This window comes from Ruegeria sp. YKSE079, assembly GCF_059612845.1.
Genome location: NZ_JBXWRJ010000001.1, coordinates 232,980 through 251,077, shown reverse-complemented (window position 1 = coordinate 251,077; position 18,098 = coordinate 232,980). Strand labels below are relative to the sequence as shown.

The window sequence follows — 18,098 nt, the reverse complement described above, 5'->3', positions numbered from 1 at the left end:
TCGCTGACCCAAAGCCGGACAGTCTCGTAAGACACGTCAATCTCGCGCTGCAGAAGCATCTCTTCAACTTCCCGCAAGCTCAGATTGAAACGGACGTGCGGTCATAACCATGCGCAATGATCTGAGATGGAAACCGGTGGCGCTTGTAGCTAATCGACGATGACCTCATCGATGTCACTTACGTCCAACCGCGGACATGACCAACCGAACGACCTTCAGCGTGACAACGCCCCCATTTCAAGTGTCCACCAAAGCTTGCCGCCTGGTTCTTGATGCCATGCGAACCCCATCTCTGTCGCGTCGGGGTTCATGATCACCGAACGCGGGCCAGGAGCGTCCATCCAGGCTGCAAGGGTTTCCAATTCTGTCTCGTAGGTCTCTGAAATCGCTTCGCCAAGAAATGTCCCTGTATATCCAACCCTCATCGCCCTGTCCAACGGCGATGATCCGTCCGACCCAAAATGCCAGGGCCGATTTTGTCGCGACATATCACGCGCATGGGTTTCGGCTGCAGCGTTGAGTTGCGCATTCAATTGCACAGGCTGCAATCCCGAAGCCTGCCGTAACGCATTGACCGAATCAAGCATGCGAAATTGCAACTTGTCCGCGCTTCCCCGAATTTTATAGGGTTTCGGCAATGGTCTACCATCGGCACCCAGCCGGGTTTCGACCGTTTCCGTACAGGCGGCGAGCGCCACGAAACACACCAACAAAAGAGAAAGTAGTCGCGCCATGATCAATCCGGTTCATTACATCGGAATGCAAATAGCGTGGTAAACGAGCTTGGGCAAACACCCTGTTGAATAATATGGCCGAAACATGCCGGTTTGATTTGCGACTGAGGCTTTCTGGCAATAAACTGCCCAAGATTTCCATGACAAGAACTCGAAAAGGTCCTGAACCATGGTAAAAAAAGCGCCCAATCTGGCATCTCGGCGTTGCTTCCTAACTGGAGCAGCCTCGTTACTGGCGACACCTGCAATCGCGCAATATATTCCGGGAGATCCGCTGCGGCCCGCCCCCGAGCCCGAGACGCCTGTGCGCCGCAATATTTCGGGTTTCCGAGCTCTTAGCTGGCAACCGTATTTCTCCAATACAAAGAACGGCGCGATTCTGGTCGACACAGTTTCGCGGGCATTGCACTACTGGTCCGAAGATCAAACGGTTTACAAACTCTATCCTTCTTCAGTGCCATTAACCGACGAGTTGACCCGACGCGGCCGAACAAGCGTCATACGCAAGGTCGAAGGGCCCAGCTGGTCGCCGACGCCGTCAATGAAGAAACGCAACCCCGAATGGCCCGACTACATCCCGCCGGGTCCGGACAACCCCTTGGGAACACACGCATTATATCTAAGCTGGAAGTATTATAGAATTCATGGAACGCATGATACGCGCAAAATTGGGCGCCGCTCCTCGAATGGTTGCATCGGGCTTTACAACGAACATATTCAAGAACTGTTCAGCATGGCAAAAGTGGGTTCGCAGGTGTTGCTAATTTGACGACATTTCCGCCTGCTAAGTTGCTGAACCAGCAAGTAGCATTTGCAATCCCCGCGCTTTGCTGCTTAGAAAAAGCCACGAGGTAAGTCTTGGGTGCGTGGTTCATTTTTTGAGAATCGCGCGAATACTGGAGGTTAACATGAAAAAACTCGTTCTCGCTGCTGCTCTGACTGCTGCTGCTTCGACCGCATTTGCTGGCAACCTGGAAGAACCGGTTGTTGAAGCACCTGTAGTTGTCGAAGAGACACAGGGCTCGTCGAGCGGCATCCTGCTGCCCCTGATCCTGCTGGTTCTGGTTGGCGCAGCTGTTGCTGCAAGCTAAGACGACGCAAGTCATCTGAAGAAAAGGCGGTGGAGATTCCACCGCCTTTTTTTGTTCCCGCGATTCTGGATGGATCAGTCCAACCAACCCTTCAAATTTGCCTCAATGACAGTTTGCAGCGCCGTGACATGCGTATCATCCGCGTTGAGGCACGGAATATAGGTAAACTTTTCTCCGCCTGCCCCCTCAAAGCTTTCGCGAATCTCTTCGTTGATCTCTTCCAGCGTCTCGATGCAATCCGCAGAAAATGCCGGCGCGATCACCGCAATTTTCTTTTTTCCCTGACGCGCCAAGTCGGCCACATGATCGACAGTATAGGGTTTCAACCATTCTTCCGGACCAAACCTTGACTGAAACGTTGAAACGAGTTGATCGTCCGACCAGCCAAGCCGCTCTCTCAACAGTCGCGTGGTTTTGACGCATTGGCAATGGTACGGGTCGCCTTGCTGAAGATACCGTTCGGGCATACCATGGTAGGAGCACACCAGTATTTCTGGTTTCTCCTCCATCGCCTCATAGGCCCGTTCAACAGATTTCGCCAGAGCGTCGATATAGGCTGGTTCACTGAAATATGCCGGAACGGTTCTGCAGGCTGGTTGCCAAACCTCTTCCATAAGAGCCCGAAAGAACTGATCGTTCGCGGTCGCCGATGTCGCCCCGGCATATTGCGGATACAGAGGAAAGAAGAGGATACGGTCACACCCTGACGCCACCATTTCCCGTACCTTGGATTTCGTTGACGGGTTTCCATAGCGCATGCAGAATTCCACCATCACACGGTCGCCATATCTAACCTCCATCGAGGCACGCAGCTTTGCCGTCTGATCCTTGGTAATCGTCATTAATGGGCTTTCGCCTTTGTCGTTATTCCAGATCGACTTGTACGCGGCCCCCGAACTAAACGGACGTTTGGTCAATATGATGCATTGCAGGATAGGTTGCCACTTCCACGACGGATAATCGATCACCCGCTTGTCCGATAGAAACTCGTTGAGATACCGCCGCATCGGCCAGTATGAATAATCGTCTGGTGTGCCCAGATTTGCCAACAGAATCCCGACACGACCCATCTTTACCTTGGGATGATCCGCCGGAGCGTGAGTTGGTCGGGTGGCGTCAAACATATCGAGCTTCCTGAATTTCGTTTCGGCTTGAGATAATGGGAATTACCGGTCGGTCAATCGGACAGTTTGTTCTCGGTTGCGCCCAACGCTTTGGCCAGACTGGCCTTTGCGGATCCCGGTCGCAGTGGTTTTTGCTGGCTCTCGTCGGGTGACCAACCGGTCAGACAGATCATGTCAAAAGTCGCATTCAGATTGCCATCCGACGTTGAAAAATTTTCGGCATATAAGGTTGCGGCACGCTCGAACACGGCACGCCGCGTCGGGTGTTTCAACCGCCCGATCATGACATTGGATTCGCCCATGGCTCGCAGATCTTTCATTAGGTGCCAAATGTCCCGGTACTCCGCCGTCAGCGCCAAATTGTCCGCCACCGGCAAGGCCAGACCCGCCCGTTGTAGCAATGCACCCAAGTCCCGGATTTCCCCCATTGGCGCTATGCGCGGGCTGAGGCCACCTGTCTTTTCGACTTCTGCCTGCCCCAGGACTGCGCGCAATTCTTTCAATGTGTCGCCACCCAAACAAATGGCCAGCAATAAACCGTCCGCTTTCAACGCTCGTCTGCACTGAATCAGTTGCCCAACCGGATCATCGGCCCAGTGCAAGGCCATGGCATGAACAACAAGATCGTGCGATCCGGGTTCCAGCTCTAGAAGCTCGTGGTCGGCAACCGTTTTTGCACCGGGAAACACGTTCTGCCAAAGATGCGGAAACGGTGTCACGACTGCTGGACGCGTAAATGTCCTGTTAACCATCGACAACCGATCCTGCACTTCGTTGATTGCGGCACGGTGCAGGAACAGAGCTTCATCCTGTGCACGGGCGCGATGGGCATCCAGGACCTTGCGGTCGAACAGGGCAGTTGCGTTGAGCGATGGCATCTTCATGAGGCGCAGTTAACGCATGTGGAACCGAATTCAAACCGCTATCGAACTGATTTATCCACCCCGTTGCCTTAGTTGCGGTGATCTCGTCACCTCGGATTTCGGCCTGTGCGGTCCCTGTTGGCGAGACACGTCTTTTATCGGCGGGACCATTTGCGAAAGCTGCGGCGTCCCGCTGCCTGGGCAGGCGGACGGTCATCGGATCGAATGCGACGACTGCATGCTAGCTCCCCGGCCATGGGCAGAGGGCCGCGCGGCACTGCTCTATCAGGGCCGAGCAAGGAAAATGATCCTCGCACTCAAACATGGCGACCGGCCGGAACTCGCGCGTCCTGCAGCACTTTGGATGGCACGAGCGGGCCGCGAAGTCCTGAGGCCAAACATGCTGATTGCGCCCGTTCCGTTGCACTGGTCGCGACTGGTGAAGCGCCGCTATAATCAATCCGCCTTACTAGCTCAGTATCTGGGTCAGGAAACAAGGTTGCCCGTATGCCCCGATCTTCTGATACGCGTACGGCGAACCCCAATACTTGATGGCAAAACGAGCGCGGAGCGCGCCCAAGTCCTTTCATCCGCCATCTCTGCCCACCCCAAACGGAAAATCGGACTGGTGGATCGGAACGTGTTACTGGTTGATGATGTCATGACATCGGGTGCAACATTGAGCGCCTGTGCGAGGGCCTGCGTTGAGGCGGGAGCAAATCATATTTCTGTGTTGGTACTAGCGCGCGTTGCCAAGACTGCCTAATTGCCCCTAGATTGCACCAAACCCTTGGGGAACGGAAATGAAAACGGTTGAAATCTACACCTCGCCGCTCTGCGGCTTTTGCCATGCAGCCAAGCGACTTTTGAATCAAAAAGGGATTTCGTTCACCGAAATCAATGTGCTAGCCAACCCAAATCGAAAATCCGAGATGATCCAGAGGGCAAACGGTCGTCGAACGGTGCCGCAGATCTTCATCGAAGGCACTCATGTCGGCGGCTGTGATGATCTTTACGATCTTGAGCGTGAAGGCAAGCTCGATCCGCTCTTGGCCGCCTGATGAAAACTGCCCTGCTGCAAATCACTTCGTCCGACGATCCTGTTGCGAACCTCGTTATGGTACGCGACATGATGACGGAGGCGGCACAACAGGGCGCAAATTTCATTCTGACGCCTGAAGTCACCAATTGCGTTTCGACCAGCACCACACGACAGCGTGAGGTACTGCAGCACGAAGAAGACGACACGACCCTCACAGGTTTGCGCGAACACGCCGCTAACCTGAACGTATGGTTGTTAGTCGGGTCGTTGGCACTCAAGACGCACGATCCGGATGGCCGATTTGCCAATAGGTCCTTCTTGATCGACCCTACGGGCAAGGTGATCGCCCGATACGATAAAATCCACATGTTCGACGTGCAGGTGACCGAATCGGAAACCTTTCGCGAATCGGCGAACTACAGGCCCGGTGCTCAAGCGGTGCTCGCTGATACGGATTTCGGAAAGATCGGGATGACCGTCTGCTACGACGTCCGATTTCCGCAACTCTATGCCGCTCTTGCCCAAGCCGGAGCACATATTCTGACCGTGCCGGCGGCGTTCTCGCCGGTAACCGGGGCCGCGCATTGGCGGCCGCTGTTGCGCGCCCGCGCCATCGAAACGGGGTGTTGGGTCATCGCACCGGGTCAAACCGGAACGCACCCCAAAACCCGCGGCAAGACACGCGTCACACACGGGCACAGCATGGTTGTCGCCCCATGGGGCGAGGTACTGATCGACGCAGGTACCGAACCCGGCATTCACTATTTTGATCTGGATGATAATGCTGTTACAGAAGCACGACATCGCGTGCCTTCTCTGACTCACGTCCGTCCATTCGACGGCCCCTGATCCAGATTGGAACTATGCCTGACGATACCAATGCCCTGGCGGTTGCGCTGTTCAGCGAGATTCTGACCGCAGACCAACTTTTGCGGAACCGGCTCAGCCGCGTTCTGCCCAAGGGCATGGAAATTTCGCACTTCTCGGTCCTGAACCATCTGGCCTTTGTCGGGGATGAGCGCACCCCGGCACAACTGGCCAATACGTTCCATGTGACCCGAGGCGCGATGACCAACACTTTGGCCAAGCTGGAATGGGCCGGATACATCCACATCCGCCCCGACTGGGACGACGCCCGCCGCAAGATGGTGGCGATCAGTCCGGCTGGCCGCAGGGCGCGGGATCAGGCGATCTCCTCCATCGCGCCGCTAATCAATCAGGTAGTCGGAGAGCTGGGGCTGGAGCGAGTCCGCAGCACATTGCCCGTACTGCGGGATTTGCGGTTGCAGTTGGAGGGGGAGTAGGAAGGTCATGCGTTGGTTTAGGAAGCGACGGAAATCCAGTGTGCTTTCAGAGAACGTGACTTCGCCAACCTCTTCGGCGGCATCCGCTAACGAAGATCAACAAAATCGATCTCACCTCAAGACTGCAAAACCGAGTAGTGCAATCTGGGTCAGCGATGTTTACCAAAGACATGAACTCAGCATTGGTTTTGTGACTGCACCAATGCGAAACAAGATCACTTCGATCAAGTTTCGCGACGAAGATGTCGAAATCGCTAAGAAACATCGTGATGGAGATAGAAAAAATTCCCGCGGCGAGCATGTCGATCCAGGCGCGGTGCCGAGTGAACTATATTGGAACCTAAGCGAGGTACCGCCTAGCACTATTCCGCCGGTTTTCAGCGCAGGGCACCCAATGTTGCGTGCGGATATCGCGGAGATTTTTAAGCATCATGATTTAGGTCAAGCACGTCTGCAAGAAACGCAGCTTTTTGGCTATGAAGCGGAAGCACCGCTTGATTATGTCGCCTATGCTCTGATTTTCCAGAATCAAGGCCATGCTATCGATATAGCAAAGAGCGATGTGGAGCCTGTATGGCCTGGGCGCGAGGTGTTTAAGCCTAAGCCAGATGCCTCTCTTGCAGATTGCCTTGTGCCGGACACCAGAGCGGTAAATGGTCCGGCAGTCTGGATTGATCCCCATATGTTCAGGTTTTTTTTCCTTAGTGACGCACTTGGCAGCGAACTAACAGCTGCTGGTTTTGGCTCTGCTTTTGGACTGACGCGTCTGGAATTTTAAGAGATCGTAGGATGGGTTTCTAACCCATCGCTCAAGATCGAAATCCTTTGCAAGATGGGTTGAAAACCCATCCTACCCCGGCTTCACGCTCGCCGTCACATAGTTCACGCCTAAATCCCGGTCCGAGATCGACCAGCTCCATAGGATCGGGTTGAATACGAACCCCTTGCGATCCACCGGTTCCAGCCCGGCCTGACGCAGCAAGTCGAACAGCTCATCGGGGGTGATGAATTTGTTCCACTCATGGGTGCCGCGCGGCAGCCAGCGCATGACGACCTCGGCGCCGAAAATGGCCATCGCATAGGATTTCGGGTTGCGGTTGATGGTCGAGCAGATCAGCAACCCACCCGGTTTCAACAACTGCTGCGATGCGGTCAGAAAGCCAAGGGGGTCGGCCACATGTTCGACCACCTCCATGTTCAGCACCACGTCGAACTGTTCGCCTGCGGCGACCATGTCCTCGGCTGTGGTGTGGCGATAGTCGATCTGCAACCCTGATCGCTCAGCATGGATGCGCGCGACGGGCAGGTTGCCCTCGGCGGCGTCGGCCCCGACCACCGTGGCCCCCAAACGCGCCATGGGTTCGCTCAGCAACCCGCCGCCGCAGCCGATATCCAGCAGGCGCAGGCCCTCGAAAGGGCGCAGGGCTTTTAGATCGCGATCAAACTCGCCCGCGATCTGCTGTGTAATATAATCCAACCGACAGGGGTTGAGCATGTGCAGAGGTTTGAATTTCCCGTGGGGGTCCCACCATTCAGCGGCCATTGCCTCGAATTTTGCGATCTCTGACGGGTCAACCGTGTTCGGATGCGCTTGCATTCCTGTCTCCGTATGCTCTTTTTACCGTTAAGGACTATATAGGCCCATAATGGACAAGTACCCGGACCAAAAGCGCGCAGTACAATATCTCTATCCGCCGGTTGAACCCTTTGACCAGCGAATGCTCGATGTTGGCGACGGGCATCGTATCTACGTGGAACAATGCGGCAATCCCAGCGGTATTCCGGTCGTGATTCTTCATGGAGGCCCAGGCGGGGGGTGCAGCCCTGCGATGCGACGGTATTTCGACCCTTTGGTGTATCGGGTGATTCTCTTTGACCAACGGGGGTGCGGGCGGTCGCGTCCTCATGCCGCTGTTGAGCACAACACGACATGGCATCTTGTCTCCGACATCGAACGAATTCGCCGCGATCTTGATATCGACAACTGGATTGCCTTTGGTGGCAGCTGGGGGGCGACTCTGGCTCTGATCTATGCGCAAACCCATCCCGAGCGTGTGACTCGCCTGGTTCTGCGCGGCGTGTTCTTGATGACCCAATCCGAACTTGATTGGTTCTATGGTGGCGGTGCAGGCAAGTTCTGGCCAGAACCTTGGCAGAAATTCATTTCACTTCTGTCGGATAATGAACAGAACGACGCTATCAGCGCCTATCACAAGCGTCTGTTCTCAGGCGACCGGGCAACCGAAATCCTTTATGGCCGCGCCTGGTCGAACTGGGAAAACGCGCTGGCTTCGATTCATACCAATGGCGTGACAGGTGAAAGCCCCGGGGATTATGCCCGCGCCTTTGCCCGACTGGAGAATCACTATTTCCTGAACAATGGTTTTCTGGAATTCGATGGTCAGATTCTGGCCAATATGGATCGAATCGCCCATATTCCCGGCCATATCGTTCAGGGACGTTACGACATGATCTGCCCGCCCACTTCAGCGTGGAACCTCAGCGAAGCCTGGCCAAACGCCGAACTTAGAATGGTCCGCAACGCGGGCCACGCGTTGTCCGAACCGGGCATCAGTGCTGAACTTGTCCGCATAATGGATAGCGTTGCGGAGGGTGTGGCATGACCCGAATCGACCGCCGTGCATTGTTTGCCTCGGGTGCCGCCGCCGCGCTGCTGGCTGCGACTGGCGTATCTCATGCGGGATTACCCAAGTCAGGCGGCACTATGCGACTGGCTGTTCCCCGCGATGACAGTCTTGAACAGATCGTCCGAGGCGCCGTATTCGACACGCTGACCGAAGTCGCACCAGACGGGACCTTGCGTGGAGAACTCGCAAGCGGTTGGCAAACGGATTCGGCGGCTCGGGTCTGGACGTTCGATTTGCGTGACGACGTGATCTTCCATGATGGCACCCCACTGCACGCGCAAGACGTGTCGGGAACACTGGCCAATTTCGGTCATGTTGAAGTTCTGGGCCCGAATCGCCTGCATCTTGAACTTGTCGAGGGCAATCACGGCCTACCCTTCGTGCTTGCCGATAATCGCCATGCCATCACACGTGTGGGACAAAGTGTTTCACCGCTTCACGATGCAAACGGCACCGGTTGCTACCGGGTCGAACGAGCGCAGGATGGGCGCCATTTTCTGGGGCGCAAGGTGGCCGGACATTACAAGGCTGGCCGTGCCGGATGGGCCGATGCAATCGAGATCATCGTGATCTCCGACCCACGCGTTCGCGCCGAAGCGTTGCAGGACGGGTATGTTGATGTGGCCGCTGCGCCTTTGCCCGACGGTCTGCGCAGTCGCCGCAGCTTGCACTTTTTCCCATCAGACAGGGATATGGCGCTGGCCGCTGGCCCAAACGTAGGTATTCCCCGCCAGATTGGCACACGATGCGACCTCGACGACGGTCGCATCGCCGAGCGATGGTGGCTGATGTAGGTTTTCGGCTGTCTGACTTCAATTAATTCGGCTTGGATCAAGGCGGGGGTTGCGGATTCGTTTTCCTGCGCGTATATGCCCTTGCAACAGCGGCGCGTCGGGCCAAAGGCTCGGGGCTCCACCGATTAAGATCGACGGGCCGCGCGCCCGTTTTTTTGTGTTTGGACGACATGACCAACGACCTGATTGCAAAAGCCGCCATCGACCGGCGACTGGCCGAGATCATTTCTCCCGTGATCGAAGATCTGGGATTTGAACTTGTCCGCATTCGCCTGATGAGCGGCAAGACGACCACACTTCAGATCATGGCCGACAAGCCTGACGGCGGAATCGAAGTGGACGATTGTGCCGAGATTTCGAACGCGGTCAGCGCCACACTGGACGTCGAAGACCCGATCCTTGACGCCTACACGCTTGAGGTTTCCAGCCCCGGTATCGACCGGCCCCTAACCCGACTCAAGGATTTCGAGATGTTCGAAGGCTATGAGGCCAAGCTGGAAACCGCCGAACTGATTGACGGCCGCCGCCGCTTCAAAGGTGAACTGGCCGGCGTCGAAGGCGACGAGGTTTTGATCAACATCCCACAGGATGGCGAGACCATCACCATCGGCCTACAGTTCGACTGGCTGAGCGATGCCAAGCTCGTGCTGACCGATGACCTGATCAAGGAAATGCTGCGCCAGCGCAAAGCAAGCGGCGCCCTTAACGAAGACCAATTCGACGAAATCGTGACCGAAGCAGGGTCCGAAGAGGAGACGAACTGATGGCAATCACTTCTGCAAACCAGCTGGAGCTGTTGCAAACCGCCGAGGCCGTGGCCCGCGAAAAAATGATCGACCCCGGTCTGGTGGTCGAGGCGATGGAAGAATCCCTCGCCCGCGCCGCCAAGAGCCGATATGGCGCCGAGATGGACATTCGTGTGTCAATCGACCGCAAAACCGGCAAAGCGACGTTCACCCGCGTGCGCACAGTGGTCGCCGATGACGAGCTTGAAAACTATCAGGCCGAGATGACCGTGGAACAGGCGCGTCAGTATATGGAAAGCCCCGAAATCGGCGACGTCTTTGTCGAAGAGGTGCCGCCGGTCGAGATGGGTCGAATCGCCGCGCAATCGGCCAAGCAGGTGATTCTGCAGAAAGTCCGCGAAGCAGAGCGGGACCGCCAATACGAAGATTTCAAGGATCGCGCAGGCACCATCATCAACGGTGTCGTCAAGCGCGAAGAATTCGGCAACGTCATAGTCGACCTGGGTGGGGCCGAGGCTGTTCTGCGCCGCAACGACAAGATCGGGCGCGAAAGTTATCGCCCGAATGATCGCGTCCGCGCCTATATCAAGGAAGTCCGCCGCGAACCACGCGGGCACCAGATTTTCCTTTCCCGCACCGCACCGGAGTTCATGGCCGAGTTGTTCAAAATGGAAGTGCCGGAAATTTATGACGGCATCATTGAGGTCAAGGCCGTAGCCCGTGACCCCGGGTCCCGCGCCAAAATTGCCGTGATCTCATATGACGGTTCGATCGATCCGGTCGGTGCCTGCGTTGGTATGCGCGGCAGCCGGGTGCAGGCCGTAGTGAACGAATTGCAGGGAGAAAAGATCGACATCATCCCGTGGAACGAAGATCAGCCAACGTTTCTGGTGAATGCGCTGCAGCCCGCCGAGGTTTCCAAGGTGGTTCTGGACGAAGAAGCTGGCAAAATCGAAGTTGTGGTTCCTGAAGAGCAACTGAGCCTCGCCATCGGTCGCCGTGGTCAGAATGTGCGTCTCGCCAGCCAACTGACCGGTCTGGACATCGACATCATGACCGAAGCCGAGGAATCGGCTCGCCGTCAGAAAGAATTCGAGGCGCGTACCACACTGTTCGTGGAAAGCCTCGATCTGGACGAGTTCTTTGCCCAGCTTTTGGTCTCCGAAGGATTCACCAACCTCGAAGAGGTTGCCTATGTCGAGTTGGACGAACTGCTGGTCATCGACGGTGTCGACGAAGGGACCGCCAACGAATTGCAGGCTCGCGCCCGCGACTATCTGGAGGCACAAGCCAAGGCGGCACTGGATAGTGCCCGCGAATTGGGCGCTGAGGACAGCCTTATTGAATTTGAGGGACTGACGCCCCAGATGGTAGAAGTACTGGCAAAGGATGACGTGAAAACACTCGAGGATTTTGCCACTTGCGCCGACTGGGAACTGGCTGGCGGCTGGACCACGGTTGACGGACAGCGTGTCAAGGATGACGGTATTCTGGAACCCTTCGGTGTGTCGCTGGAAGAGGCTCAGGATTTGGTGATGACTGCCCGCGTCATGTTAGGCTGGGTTGATCCTGCCGATCTCGAAGCCGATGCCCAAGAAGACGATGAACTTTCTGAAGAGGAGGCCGAGGCCTGATCTCAGGCCTTGGGTGGCGCTCATGGGTCGCGGTGGCGTCCATAAGGATCGTTCGGAGGGGCCCGAGCGGAAGTGCATCGCCACGGGCGAGGTTCAACCTAGGTATGGGTTGATACGGTTCGTGGCGTCGCCTGACGGTCAGGTCTTTCCTGACGTCGCGGGCAAGTTGCCGGGTCGGGGCGTGTATGTGGCTGCGGATCGGGCTGCTTTAAAGCAGGCGATCAGCAAGAAACTGTTCAGCCGCGCGTTCAAGGCACAGGTCAAAGCCTCGGATGACCTTATCAACGAGGTCGAACGCCAAATATCGCGACGCGTGGTCGAACTGATCAGCCTCGCTCGGAAATCGGGCGACGCGGTGGCTGGCTATGAGAAAGTTAAGACCTGGCTCGACAAGGAAGAGGCGCAGGTTCTGCTTCAGGCAGCCGATGGGTCCGGGCGTGGCAAATCGAAATTGAGCACGCCGCACTTTGGAAAATACATCGGTTGGCTCACGGCTGACGAATTGGGCATGGCATTTGGACGCCAAACAGTGATACATGCGGCGCTGGCCTCTGGTGGACTCGCCAAACGTGTTGTAGAGGAAGCGCAACGCTTGCGTGGTGTGCGCGAAACGGATGACGGCGGCAACGGGGCCGCTCGGAAGGGTAAGTAGCTTTATGAGCGATAATGACGGCAAAAAGACATTGGGTCTGCGTGGCGGGGCGCGCCCCGGGAATGTGAAACAAAGTTTCAGCCACGGACGGACCAAGAATGTCGTGGTGGAAACCAAACGCAAACGCGTGGTGGTCCCCAAGCCGGGTGCGACCAAACCGGGTGCCAGCAGCGCTGCATCTGCGGGTGATCCTTCGCGGCGCCCTGCCGGGATTTCGGACGCCGAGATGGAGCGACGCCTGAAGGCACTTCAGGCCGCAAAGGCCCGCGAGGCCGAAGAAGCCGCGCAGCGTGAGGCCGAAGAAAAAGCCCGTGCGGAAGAGCGTGAACGCCGCCGTGCGGAACAAGAGGCCAAGGAACGCGAACAGCGAGAGGCCGAAGAAAAGGCTCGCCAGAAAGCCGCAGACGAAGAACGTCAGCGGCTGGAAGCCGAAGCGGCCGCCAAACGCGCGGCGGCAGAGGCCGCTGCGGCCAAAGAAGCGCCCAAGGCCAAAGCGCCTGCGCCCAAGCAAACCGCGCCTGCCGACGACTCGCGCCGGAGTGGCGCGGCTGACCGCGATCGCGATCAACGCAACACGCGCGGCAGCAAAGGCCGCGACGATGGCCGTCGCTCCGGTAAGTTGACCCTCAATCAGGCTCTCTCAGGCGGCGAAGGCGGGCGTCAGCGCTCGATGGCCGCGATGAAACGCAAGCAGGAGCGTGCGCGTCAAAAAGCGATGGGTGGTTCGGTCGAGCGGGAAAAGGTGATCCGTGACGTTCAACTGCCAGAGGCCATCATGGTTTCCGAACTGGCCAACCGTATGGCCGAACGGGTCTCGGATGTGGTCAAGGAACTCATGAAAATGGGCATGATGGTCACGCAGAACCAGACCATCGACGCCGATACCGCCGAACTGATCATTCAGGAATTCGGCCACAACGTTGTGCGCGTCTCGGATGCGGATGTCGAGGACGTCATCGCTGATATCGAGGACGAAGAACAGGATCTCCTGCCACGTCCACCGGTGATCACCATCATGGGTCACGTGGACCACGGCAAGACCTCGCTGCTGGATGCAATTCGCAACACCAAGGTCGTCTCGGGCGAGGCCGGGGGAATCACCCAGCATATCGGCGCCTATCAGGTGGAAACCAACGACGGTGTTATTCTGACCTTCCTCGACACACCAGGCCACGCCGCCTTTACCTCGATGCGTTCGCGCGGCGCGCAGGTAACGGACATCGTGGTGCTGGTGGTGGCTGCGGATGACGCGGTGATGCCGCAGACCGTCGAGGCGATTAATCACGCCAAGGCGGCCAAGGTGCCGATGATCGTGGCGATCAACAAGATCGACAAACCCGACGCGAACCCGATGAAAGTTCGCACCGACCTGCTGCAACACGAAGTGGTTGTCGAAGCGATGTCGGGTGAAGTCCAAGATGTCGAAGTGTCCGCCATGACCGGTCAGGGTCTGGATGACCTACTCGAAGCGATTGCATTGCAAGCCGAGATTCTGGAACTCAGGGCCAACCCCGACCGCGCCGCCCAGGGCGCCGTGATCGAAGCGCAGCTTGACGTGGGCCGCGGTCCCGTCGCGACCGTTCTGGTTCAGAAAGGTACGCTGCGTCAGGGCGATATCTTCGTTGTGGGTGAGCAATACGGCAAGGTACGCGCACTGATCAACGACAAGGGTGAGAGGGTGAAAGAGGCGGGTCCGTCGGTACCAGTTGAAGTTCTGGGCCTCAATGGCACGCCCGAAGCAGGCGACGTTCTGAACGTAACAGAGACCGAAGCGCAGGCCCGCGAAATTGCCGAATACCGCGAACAAGCCGCCAAGGACAAACGCGCTGCGGCCGGAGCCGCGACCACACTGGAACAGTTGATGGCCAAGGCCAAGGAAGACGAAAACGTCTCGGAACTTCCGATCCTGGTGAAGGCGGACGTGCAGGGTTCGGCCGAGGCCATCGTCCAGGCGATGGAAAAGATCGGTAACGACGAGGTTCGCGTACGCGTTCTGCACTCTGGCGTTGGTGCAATCACCGAAACCGACATCGGCCTGGCCGAAGCATCTGGTGCGCCAGTCTTTGGCTTCAACGTCCGCGCCAATGCTTCGGCACGGAATACCGCAAACCAGAAAGGCGTCGAAATCCGCTACTATTCAGTGATCTACGACCTTGTGGATGACGTGAAAGCGGCCGCATCTGGCCTGCTGAGCGCCGAGATCCGCGAAAAGTTCATCGGTTACGCCGAGATCAGGGAAGTGTTCAAGGTTTCCGGCGTCGGCAAAGTTGCGGGCTGTCTGGTGACCGAAGGGGTAGCACGCCGCTCGGCCGGCGTCCGTCTGCTGCGCGACAACGTGGTCATCCACGAAGGGACGCTCAAGACGCTCAAGCGCTTCAAGGACGAGGTGGCCGAGGTTCAGTCAGGTCAGGAATGCGGAATGGCATTCGAGAACTACGACGATATCCGCTCCGGCGATGTGATCGAAATATTCGAGCGTGAAGAAGTTACCAGAACGCTCGATTGATACGACATGAACTGACAAAAAACGGCGGTCCATTGTGGCCGCCGTTTTTTTGAGAGGACGTCGCGTGTCGCTCTCACGTGAGTGGTGTATTCTGCCGCATTCAAGTCGATGCCGCGACAGGTCGCCCGAAATAAAGCTTCTTCTCTACGCGTACCACGATACGCCCATCTGCCAATTTTCGAACAAATGTGCCTTGCACGAAAACGCAACTTCCCAGTGCAATTGTCCGCAACATGCCCAATCCTCCCCAAAAAGGAATAAGACAGGCTCATCATACACGAAAAATCGAATGTAAAAATTAAATTGTTATCCCATAAGGTTAATTTTTCAGCAGCCTGATCAAACGAACTCGCGCGATGTGATAGTATTGGATTTTACAACCAGTCCCGCAAAATTGAAATCAAAGGGACATCCGCAGGCGGCATCGGGTAACTACGCAACTCGTTGGCTCGCACCCATTTCAGCGCCTGTCCCTCTTGTGCCCGCGGGGTGCCCTGCCATTTCCGACAGGCGAACAAGGGCATCAGTAAGTGAAAGTCGTCATAACTGTGGCTGGCAAAAGTCAGTGGGGCCAAACAAGAAGCCCAGGTGTTGATACCCAGCTCCTCTTCCAACTCGCGGATCAGAGCGGCTTCGGGGGTTTCCCCGACTTCAACCTTGCCCCCGGGAAACTCCCAAAGACCGGCCATCGACTTACCTTCCGGGCGCTGCGCCAACAGCACCCGGCCATCCACATCAATTAGCGCAACGGCAGATACCAATACCGTTCTCACGAGCGATAATCCGCGTTGATTTCAATATAACCGTGGGTCAGATCACAGGTCCAAATCGTTGCATTACCGTCCCCCAATCCCAGATCGACGCCGATCACCAGTTCCTGACCTTTCATATATGCCGCTGCGTCCGCCTCGCGGTAGTTAGGGCTGACCCACCCTTTTTCGGCCACTAGAATATCGCCAAATGAAATGCTCAACAGGTCCCGGTCTGCTGCTGCCCCAGACTTACCGATGGCCATGACGACGCGGCCCCAGTTCGGGTCCTCCCCCGCTATCGCCGTTTTGATCAGCGGAGAATTTGCGATCGCCAATCCGTGCACCTTTGCATCAGCGTCCGAGGCGGCGCCTGTCACACGAATCTCGACAAATTTGGACGCGCCTTCGCCATCCCTGACTACTTGTTGCGCCAGATCCAGCATCACTGCCTCAAGCGCCTCGGTGAACCCGGGGTTTCCGGTAGCATCAGCTCCTGACGCACCGGTAGCGCACAGCAAAAGGCTGTCCGAAGTCGAAGTATCGCTATCCACAGTGATACAGTTGAAGGTGCGATCGGTAATCTCACCCAGCATCTGCTGCAAGACGGCCTGTTCCACCTTTGCGTCGGTAAAGATGTAGACCAGCATCGTTGCCATGTCCGGCGCGATCATGCCCGACCCCTTGGCAATTCCCGCAATTTTGACCATCTTGCCGTCGATCCCGACGGTCCTGCTGGCACCTTTTGGGAAAGTGTCGGTGGTCATAATTGCCGTGGCTGCATCCTCAATTGCATCAGGGCTGAGGGCCGCATTCAGATCTTCCAGTTTTGCCACGATCCGCTCATGCGGCAGCGGTTCACCGATCACTCCAGTCGAGGACGTGAAAACTCGAGATGCAGGAACCCCTGTCGCGTCTGAAACCGCCTTGGCCACCTCGACCACCGAGGTTTGTCCAAAATGCCCGGTAAAGGCATTGGCATTGCCGGAATTGACCAAGATCGCGGCCGGTCCATCGCTTGCTCCACCAATCTTGGTCTGACAATCCAAGACCGGGGCGGCACGCGTTGCTGACCGGGTAAATACGCCCGCAACCGACGTGCCGGCGTTCATCACCGCCAGCATGACATCGGTCCGTCCCTGATACCGTACACCCGCGGCAGCAGTTGCAAACCGAACGCCCGCGATGACCGGCAAATCGGGAAAGCTGCTCGGGGCGAGTGGCGAGACTTTGGTGATCTTTGCCATGGCGGCTTACTCCTGCACCAGATCCAGTTGTTTCAGGACGTCCGGCGTCACACCGTCCAAGGGCTGGCGCTCTATGGTCGCCGCATCCGTCAATTCGTCCAGGCGCGCCTGAATGGCTTCCTGCTGGATTTTGGATGCAAGCTCTCCGCGCACCGCTTCCAGTTCCGGTGCTTCCGCCTTGCGCTGATCATTCAGCGTCACGATATGCCAGCCGAACTGGGTTTGAACCGGTTCAGAGATCTGCCCTTTTTCCAAAGCGACAACAGCCTGTTCGAATTCGGGAACCATGGCGCCCGGGCCGAACCAGCCCAATTCACCGCCATTCGGGCCGGAGGGGCCGGTCGATTTCGCCTTGGCGGTTTCCGCAAAGTCTGCACCGCCGTCCAGTTCGGCCTTGACCGCCATGGCCTCTTCTTCGGTTTCCACGAGGATATGTGAGGCATTGTATTCATCGCCACCGAACCCGTCGCCGTATTCGGCGTCATAGGCGGCCTGAACCGCCTCTTCACTCAAGGCCGAGCGCAGGATATCCTCGATGGTTTCCGCTGCAAGTAGCGAACGCCTCTCATTTTCCAGCGCAATCGCCACCTGCTTGGGAAGCTCGCCATTCTGCTGTTGTTTCAAAAGCGTCTGCTGCACAAGCTGGTCGAGGATGGCATCGTACAGAACCTGATCCTCAAGCTCCAGATACTGCCTCGGCAGCGTCGCACGCGCGATGATCATGTGGCCCAAAGTGATTTCATCCCCATTGACGACCGCCACCACCATGTCGGCGTCGGTTGTCGTCTCGGCGGTCAGGGGCAGGGCCAGGCCGACGGCAAGCGCCAGAGATGGCAGAAATGTGAGGCCTTTGGGCATTGAATCATCCTATTTCTTTGCCGCGACGGTGCGTGGCGTTGACACTCTACGGCCTGCCGCTTACATCGCTTGAAGCCTTGGACAGGACCGCCTTTCACCCCCCGTA

20 protein-coding genes and 1 pseudogene are annotated in these 18,098 nt (G+C 57.0%); 13 read left to right on the top strand and 8 right to left on the bottom strand.

Going from position 1 to position 18,098, the window contains the following annotated elements; genetic code table 11:
• Positions 1-7: 7 nt before the first annotated feature.
• Together AC2FMY_RS01210 and dalA are read right to left on the bottom strand one after the other, a co-directional pair.
• Positions 8-98 (bottom strand): annotated as a pseudogene (locus tag AC2FMY_RS01210) (IS6 family transposase); the annotation flags it as partial.
• A gap of 117 nt (positions 99-215) precedes the next feature.
• Positions 216-734, bottom strand: coding sequence for a divisome-associated lipoprotein DalA (gene dalA, locus AC2FMY_RS01205; protein WP_480750126.1), 519 nt, complete (start codon positions 732-734; stop codon positions 216-218).
• Positions 735-903: 169 nt separating this feature from the next.
• Between dalA and AC2FMY_RS01200 the strand changes: the two genes are divergently transcribed.
• Together AC2FMY_RS01200 and AC2FMY_RS01195 are read left to right on the top strand one after the other, a co-directional pair.
• Positions 904-1,503: a L,D-transpeptidase gene (locus AC2FMY_RS01200; RefSeq protein ID WP_480750125.1), complete on the top strand. Its 600-nt coding sequence runs from the start codon at positions 904-906 to the stop codon at positions 1,501-1,503.
• Positions 1,504-1,642: 139 nt separating this feature from the next.
• Complete coding sequence (locus tag AC2FMY_RS01195) at positions 1,643-1,825, top strand: hypothetical protein (protein ID WP_480750124.1); 183 nt, start codon at positions 1,643-1,645, stop codon at positions 1,823-1,825.
• A gap of 74 nt (positions 1,826-1,899) precedes the next feature.
• Here the strand turns inward: AC2FMY_RS01195 and hemH are convergent, their stop codons facing one another.
• Together hemH and AC2FMY_RS01185 are read right to left on the bottom strand one after the other, a co-directional pair.
• On the bottom strand, positions 1,900-2,949 hold the full coding sequence (hemH, locus tag AC2FMY_RS01190) for a ferrochelatase (RefSeq protein WP_480750123.1): 1,050 nt from the start codon (positions 2,947-2,949) through the stop codon (positions 1,900-1,902).
• A gap of 53 nt (positions 2,950-3,002) precedes the next feature.
• The gene (locus tag AC2FMY_RS01185; protein ID WP_496745484.1) at positions 3,003-3,833 is read right to left on the bottom strand and encodes a methyltransferase domain-containing protein; all 831 of its coding nucleotides are present in this window, start codon (positions 3,831-3,833) and stop codon (positions 3,003-3,005) included.
• 16 nt (positions 3,834-3,849) lie between these two features.
• Here AC2FMY_RS01185 and AC2FMY_RS01180 point away from each other — a divergent pair, with 16 nt between their 5' ends.
• Genes AC2FMY_RS01180 through AC2FMY_RS01160 form a run of 5 tightly spaced genes read left to right on the top strand, consistent with a single transcriptional unit; the run spans position 3,850 to position 6,936 of the window.
• The gene (locus AC2FMY_RS01180) at positions 3,850-4,578 is read left to right on the top strand and encodes a double zinc ribbon domain-containing protein (protein ID WP_496745485.1); all 729 of its coding nucleotides are present in this window, start codon (positions 3,850-3,852) and stop codon (positions 4,576-4,578) included.
• A 37-nt stretch (positions 4,579-4,615) separates the two neighbouring features.
• Positions 4,616-4,873, top strand: coding sequence for a glutaredoxin 3 (gene grxC, locus AC2FMY_RS01175; protein WP_496745487.1), 258 nt, complete (start codon positions 4,616-4,618; stop codon positions 4,871-4,873).
• On the top strand, positions 4,873-5,703 hold the full coding sequence (locus AC2FMY_RS01170; RefSeq protein ID WP_496745489.1) for a carbon-nitrogen hydrolase family protein: 831 nt from the start codon (positions 4,873-4,875) through the stop codon (positions 5,701-5,703). The genes grxC and AC2FMY_RS01170 overlap by 1 nt, the downstream gene beginning before the upstream one ends.
• A gap of 14 nt (positions 5,704-5,717) precedes the next feature.
• A complete protein-coding gene (locus tag AC2FMY_RS01165) occupies positions 5,718-6,158 on the top strand; it encodes a MarR family winged helix-turn-helix transcriptional regulator (protein WP_496745491.1) in 441 nt (146 codons plus the stop codon).
• A gap of 40 nt (positions 6,159-6,198) precedes the next feature.
• Positions 6,199-6,936, top strand: coding sequence for a hypothetical protein (locus tag AC2FMY_RS01160; RefSeq protein ID WP_496745493.1), 738 nt, complete (start codon positions 6,199-6,201; stop codon positions 6,934-6,936).
• A 72-nt stretch (positions 6,937-7,008) separates the two neighbouring features.
• Here AC2FMY_RS01160 and ubiG read toward each other — a convergent pair whose 3' ends face one another.
• Positions 7,009-7,755: a bifunctional 2-polyprenyl-6-hydroxyphenol methylase/3-demethylubiquinol 3-O-methyltransferase UbiG gene (ubiG, locus tag AC2FMY_RS01155; protein ID WP_496806876.1), complete on the bottom strand. Its 747-nt coding sequence runs from the start codon at positions 7,753-7,755 to the stop codon at positions 7,009-7,011.
• 49 nt (positions 7,756-7,804) lie between these two features.
• Between ubiG and pip the strand changes: the two genes are divergently transcribed.
• The 6 genes from pip to infB all read left to right on the top strand — a co-directional run bounded on the left by pip (position 7,805) and on the right by infB (position 15,138).
• Positions 7,805-8,782: a prolyl aminopeptidase gene (pip, locus tag AC2FMY_RS01150; RefSeq protein ID WP_480750116.1), complete on the top strand. Its 978-nt coding sequence runs from the start codon at positions 7,805-7,807 to the stop codon at positions 8,780-8,782.
• Positions 8,779-9,600, top strand: a complete 822-nt coding sequence (locus tag AC2FMY_RS01145) for an ABC transporter substrate-binding protein (RefSeq protein WP_496745497.1) — start codon at positions 8,779-8,781, stop codon at positions 9,598-9,600. The genes pip and AC2FMY_RS01145 overlap by 4 nt, the downstream gene beginning before the upstream one ends.
• Before the next feature lie 170 nt (positions 9,601-9,770).
• Positions 9,771-10,364, top strand: a complete 594-nt coding sequence (gene rimP / locus AC2FMY_RS01140) for a ribosome maturation factor RimP (protein WP_480750114.1) — start codon at positions 9,771-9,773, stop codon at positions 10,362-10,364.
• Complete coding sequence (gene nusA / locus AC2FMY_RS01135) at positions 10,364-11,980, top strand: transcription termination factor NusA (protein WP_496745499.1); 1,617 nt, start codon at positions 10,364-10,366, stop codon at positions 11,978-11,980. Before rimP ends, nusA begins: the two co-directional genes overlap by 1 nt.
• A gap of 22 nt (positions 11,981-12,002) precedes the next feature.
• On the top strand, positions 12,003-12,632 hold the full coding sequence (locus tag AC2FMY_RS01130) for an RNA-binding protein (protein ID WP_480750112.1): 630 nt from the start codon (positions 12,003-12,005) through the stop codon (positions 12,630-12,632).
• A 4-nt stretch (positions 12,633-12,636) separates the two neighbouring features.
• On the top strand, positions 12,637-15,138 hold the full coding sequence (gene infB, locus AC2FMY_RS01125) for a translation initiation factor IF-2 (protein WP_480750111.1): 2,502 nt from the start codon (positions 12,637-12,639) through the stop codon (positions 15,136-15,138).
• Between the two features lie 374 nt (positions 15,139-15,512).
• Here the strand turns inward: infB and mutT are convergent, their stop codons facing one another.
• From mutT to AC2FMY_RS01110, 3 genes are read right to left on the bottom strand one after another with little or no spacing between them, the layout of a single operon-like run.
• Complete coding sequence (gene mutT, locus AC2FMY_RS01120; RefSeq protein WP_480750110.1) at positions 15,513-15,911, bottom strand: 8-oxo-dGTP diphosphatase MutT; 399 nt, start codon at positions 15,909-15,911, stop codon at positions 15,513-15,515.
• Positions 15,908-17,134: a bifunctional glutamate N-acetyltransferase/amino-acid acetyltransferase ArgJ gene (gene argJ / locus AC2FMY_RS01115; RefSeq protein WP_496745502.1), complete on the bottom strand. Its 1,227-nt coding sequence runs from the start codon at positions 17,132-17,134 to the stop codon at positions 15,908-15,910. Before argJ ends, mutT begins: the two co-directional genes overlap by 4 nt.
• Positions 17,135-17,140: 6 nt before the next feature.
• Positions 17,141-17,992 carry a foldase protein PrsA gene (locus AC2FMY_RS01110; protein WP_496745504.1) on the bottom strand — a complete coding sequence of 284 codons (852 nt, stop codon included), beginning with the start codon at positions 17,990-17,992 and terminating at the stop codon, positions 17,141-17,143.
• Positions 17,993-18,098: the final 106 nt, after the last annotated feature.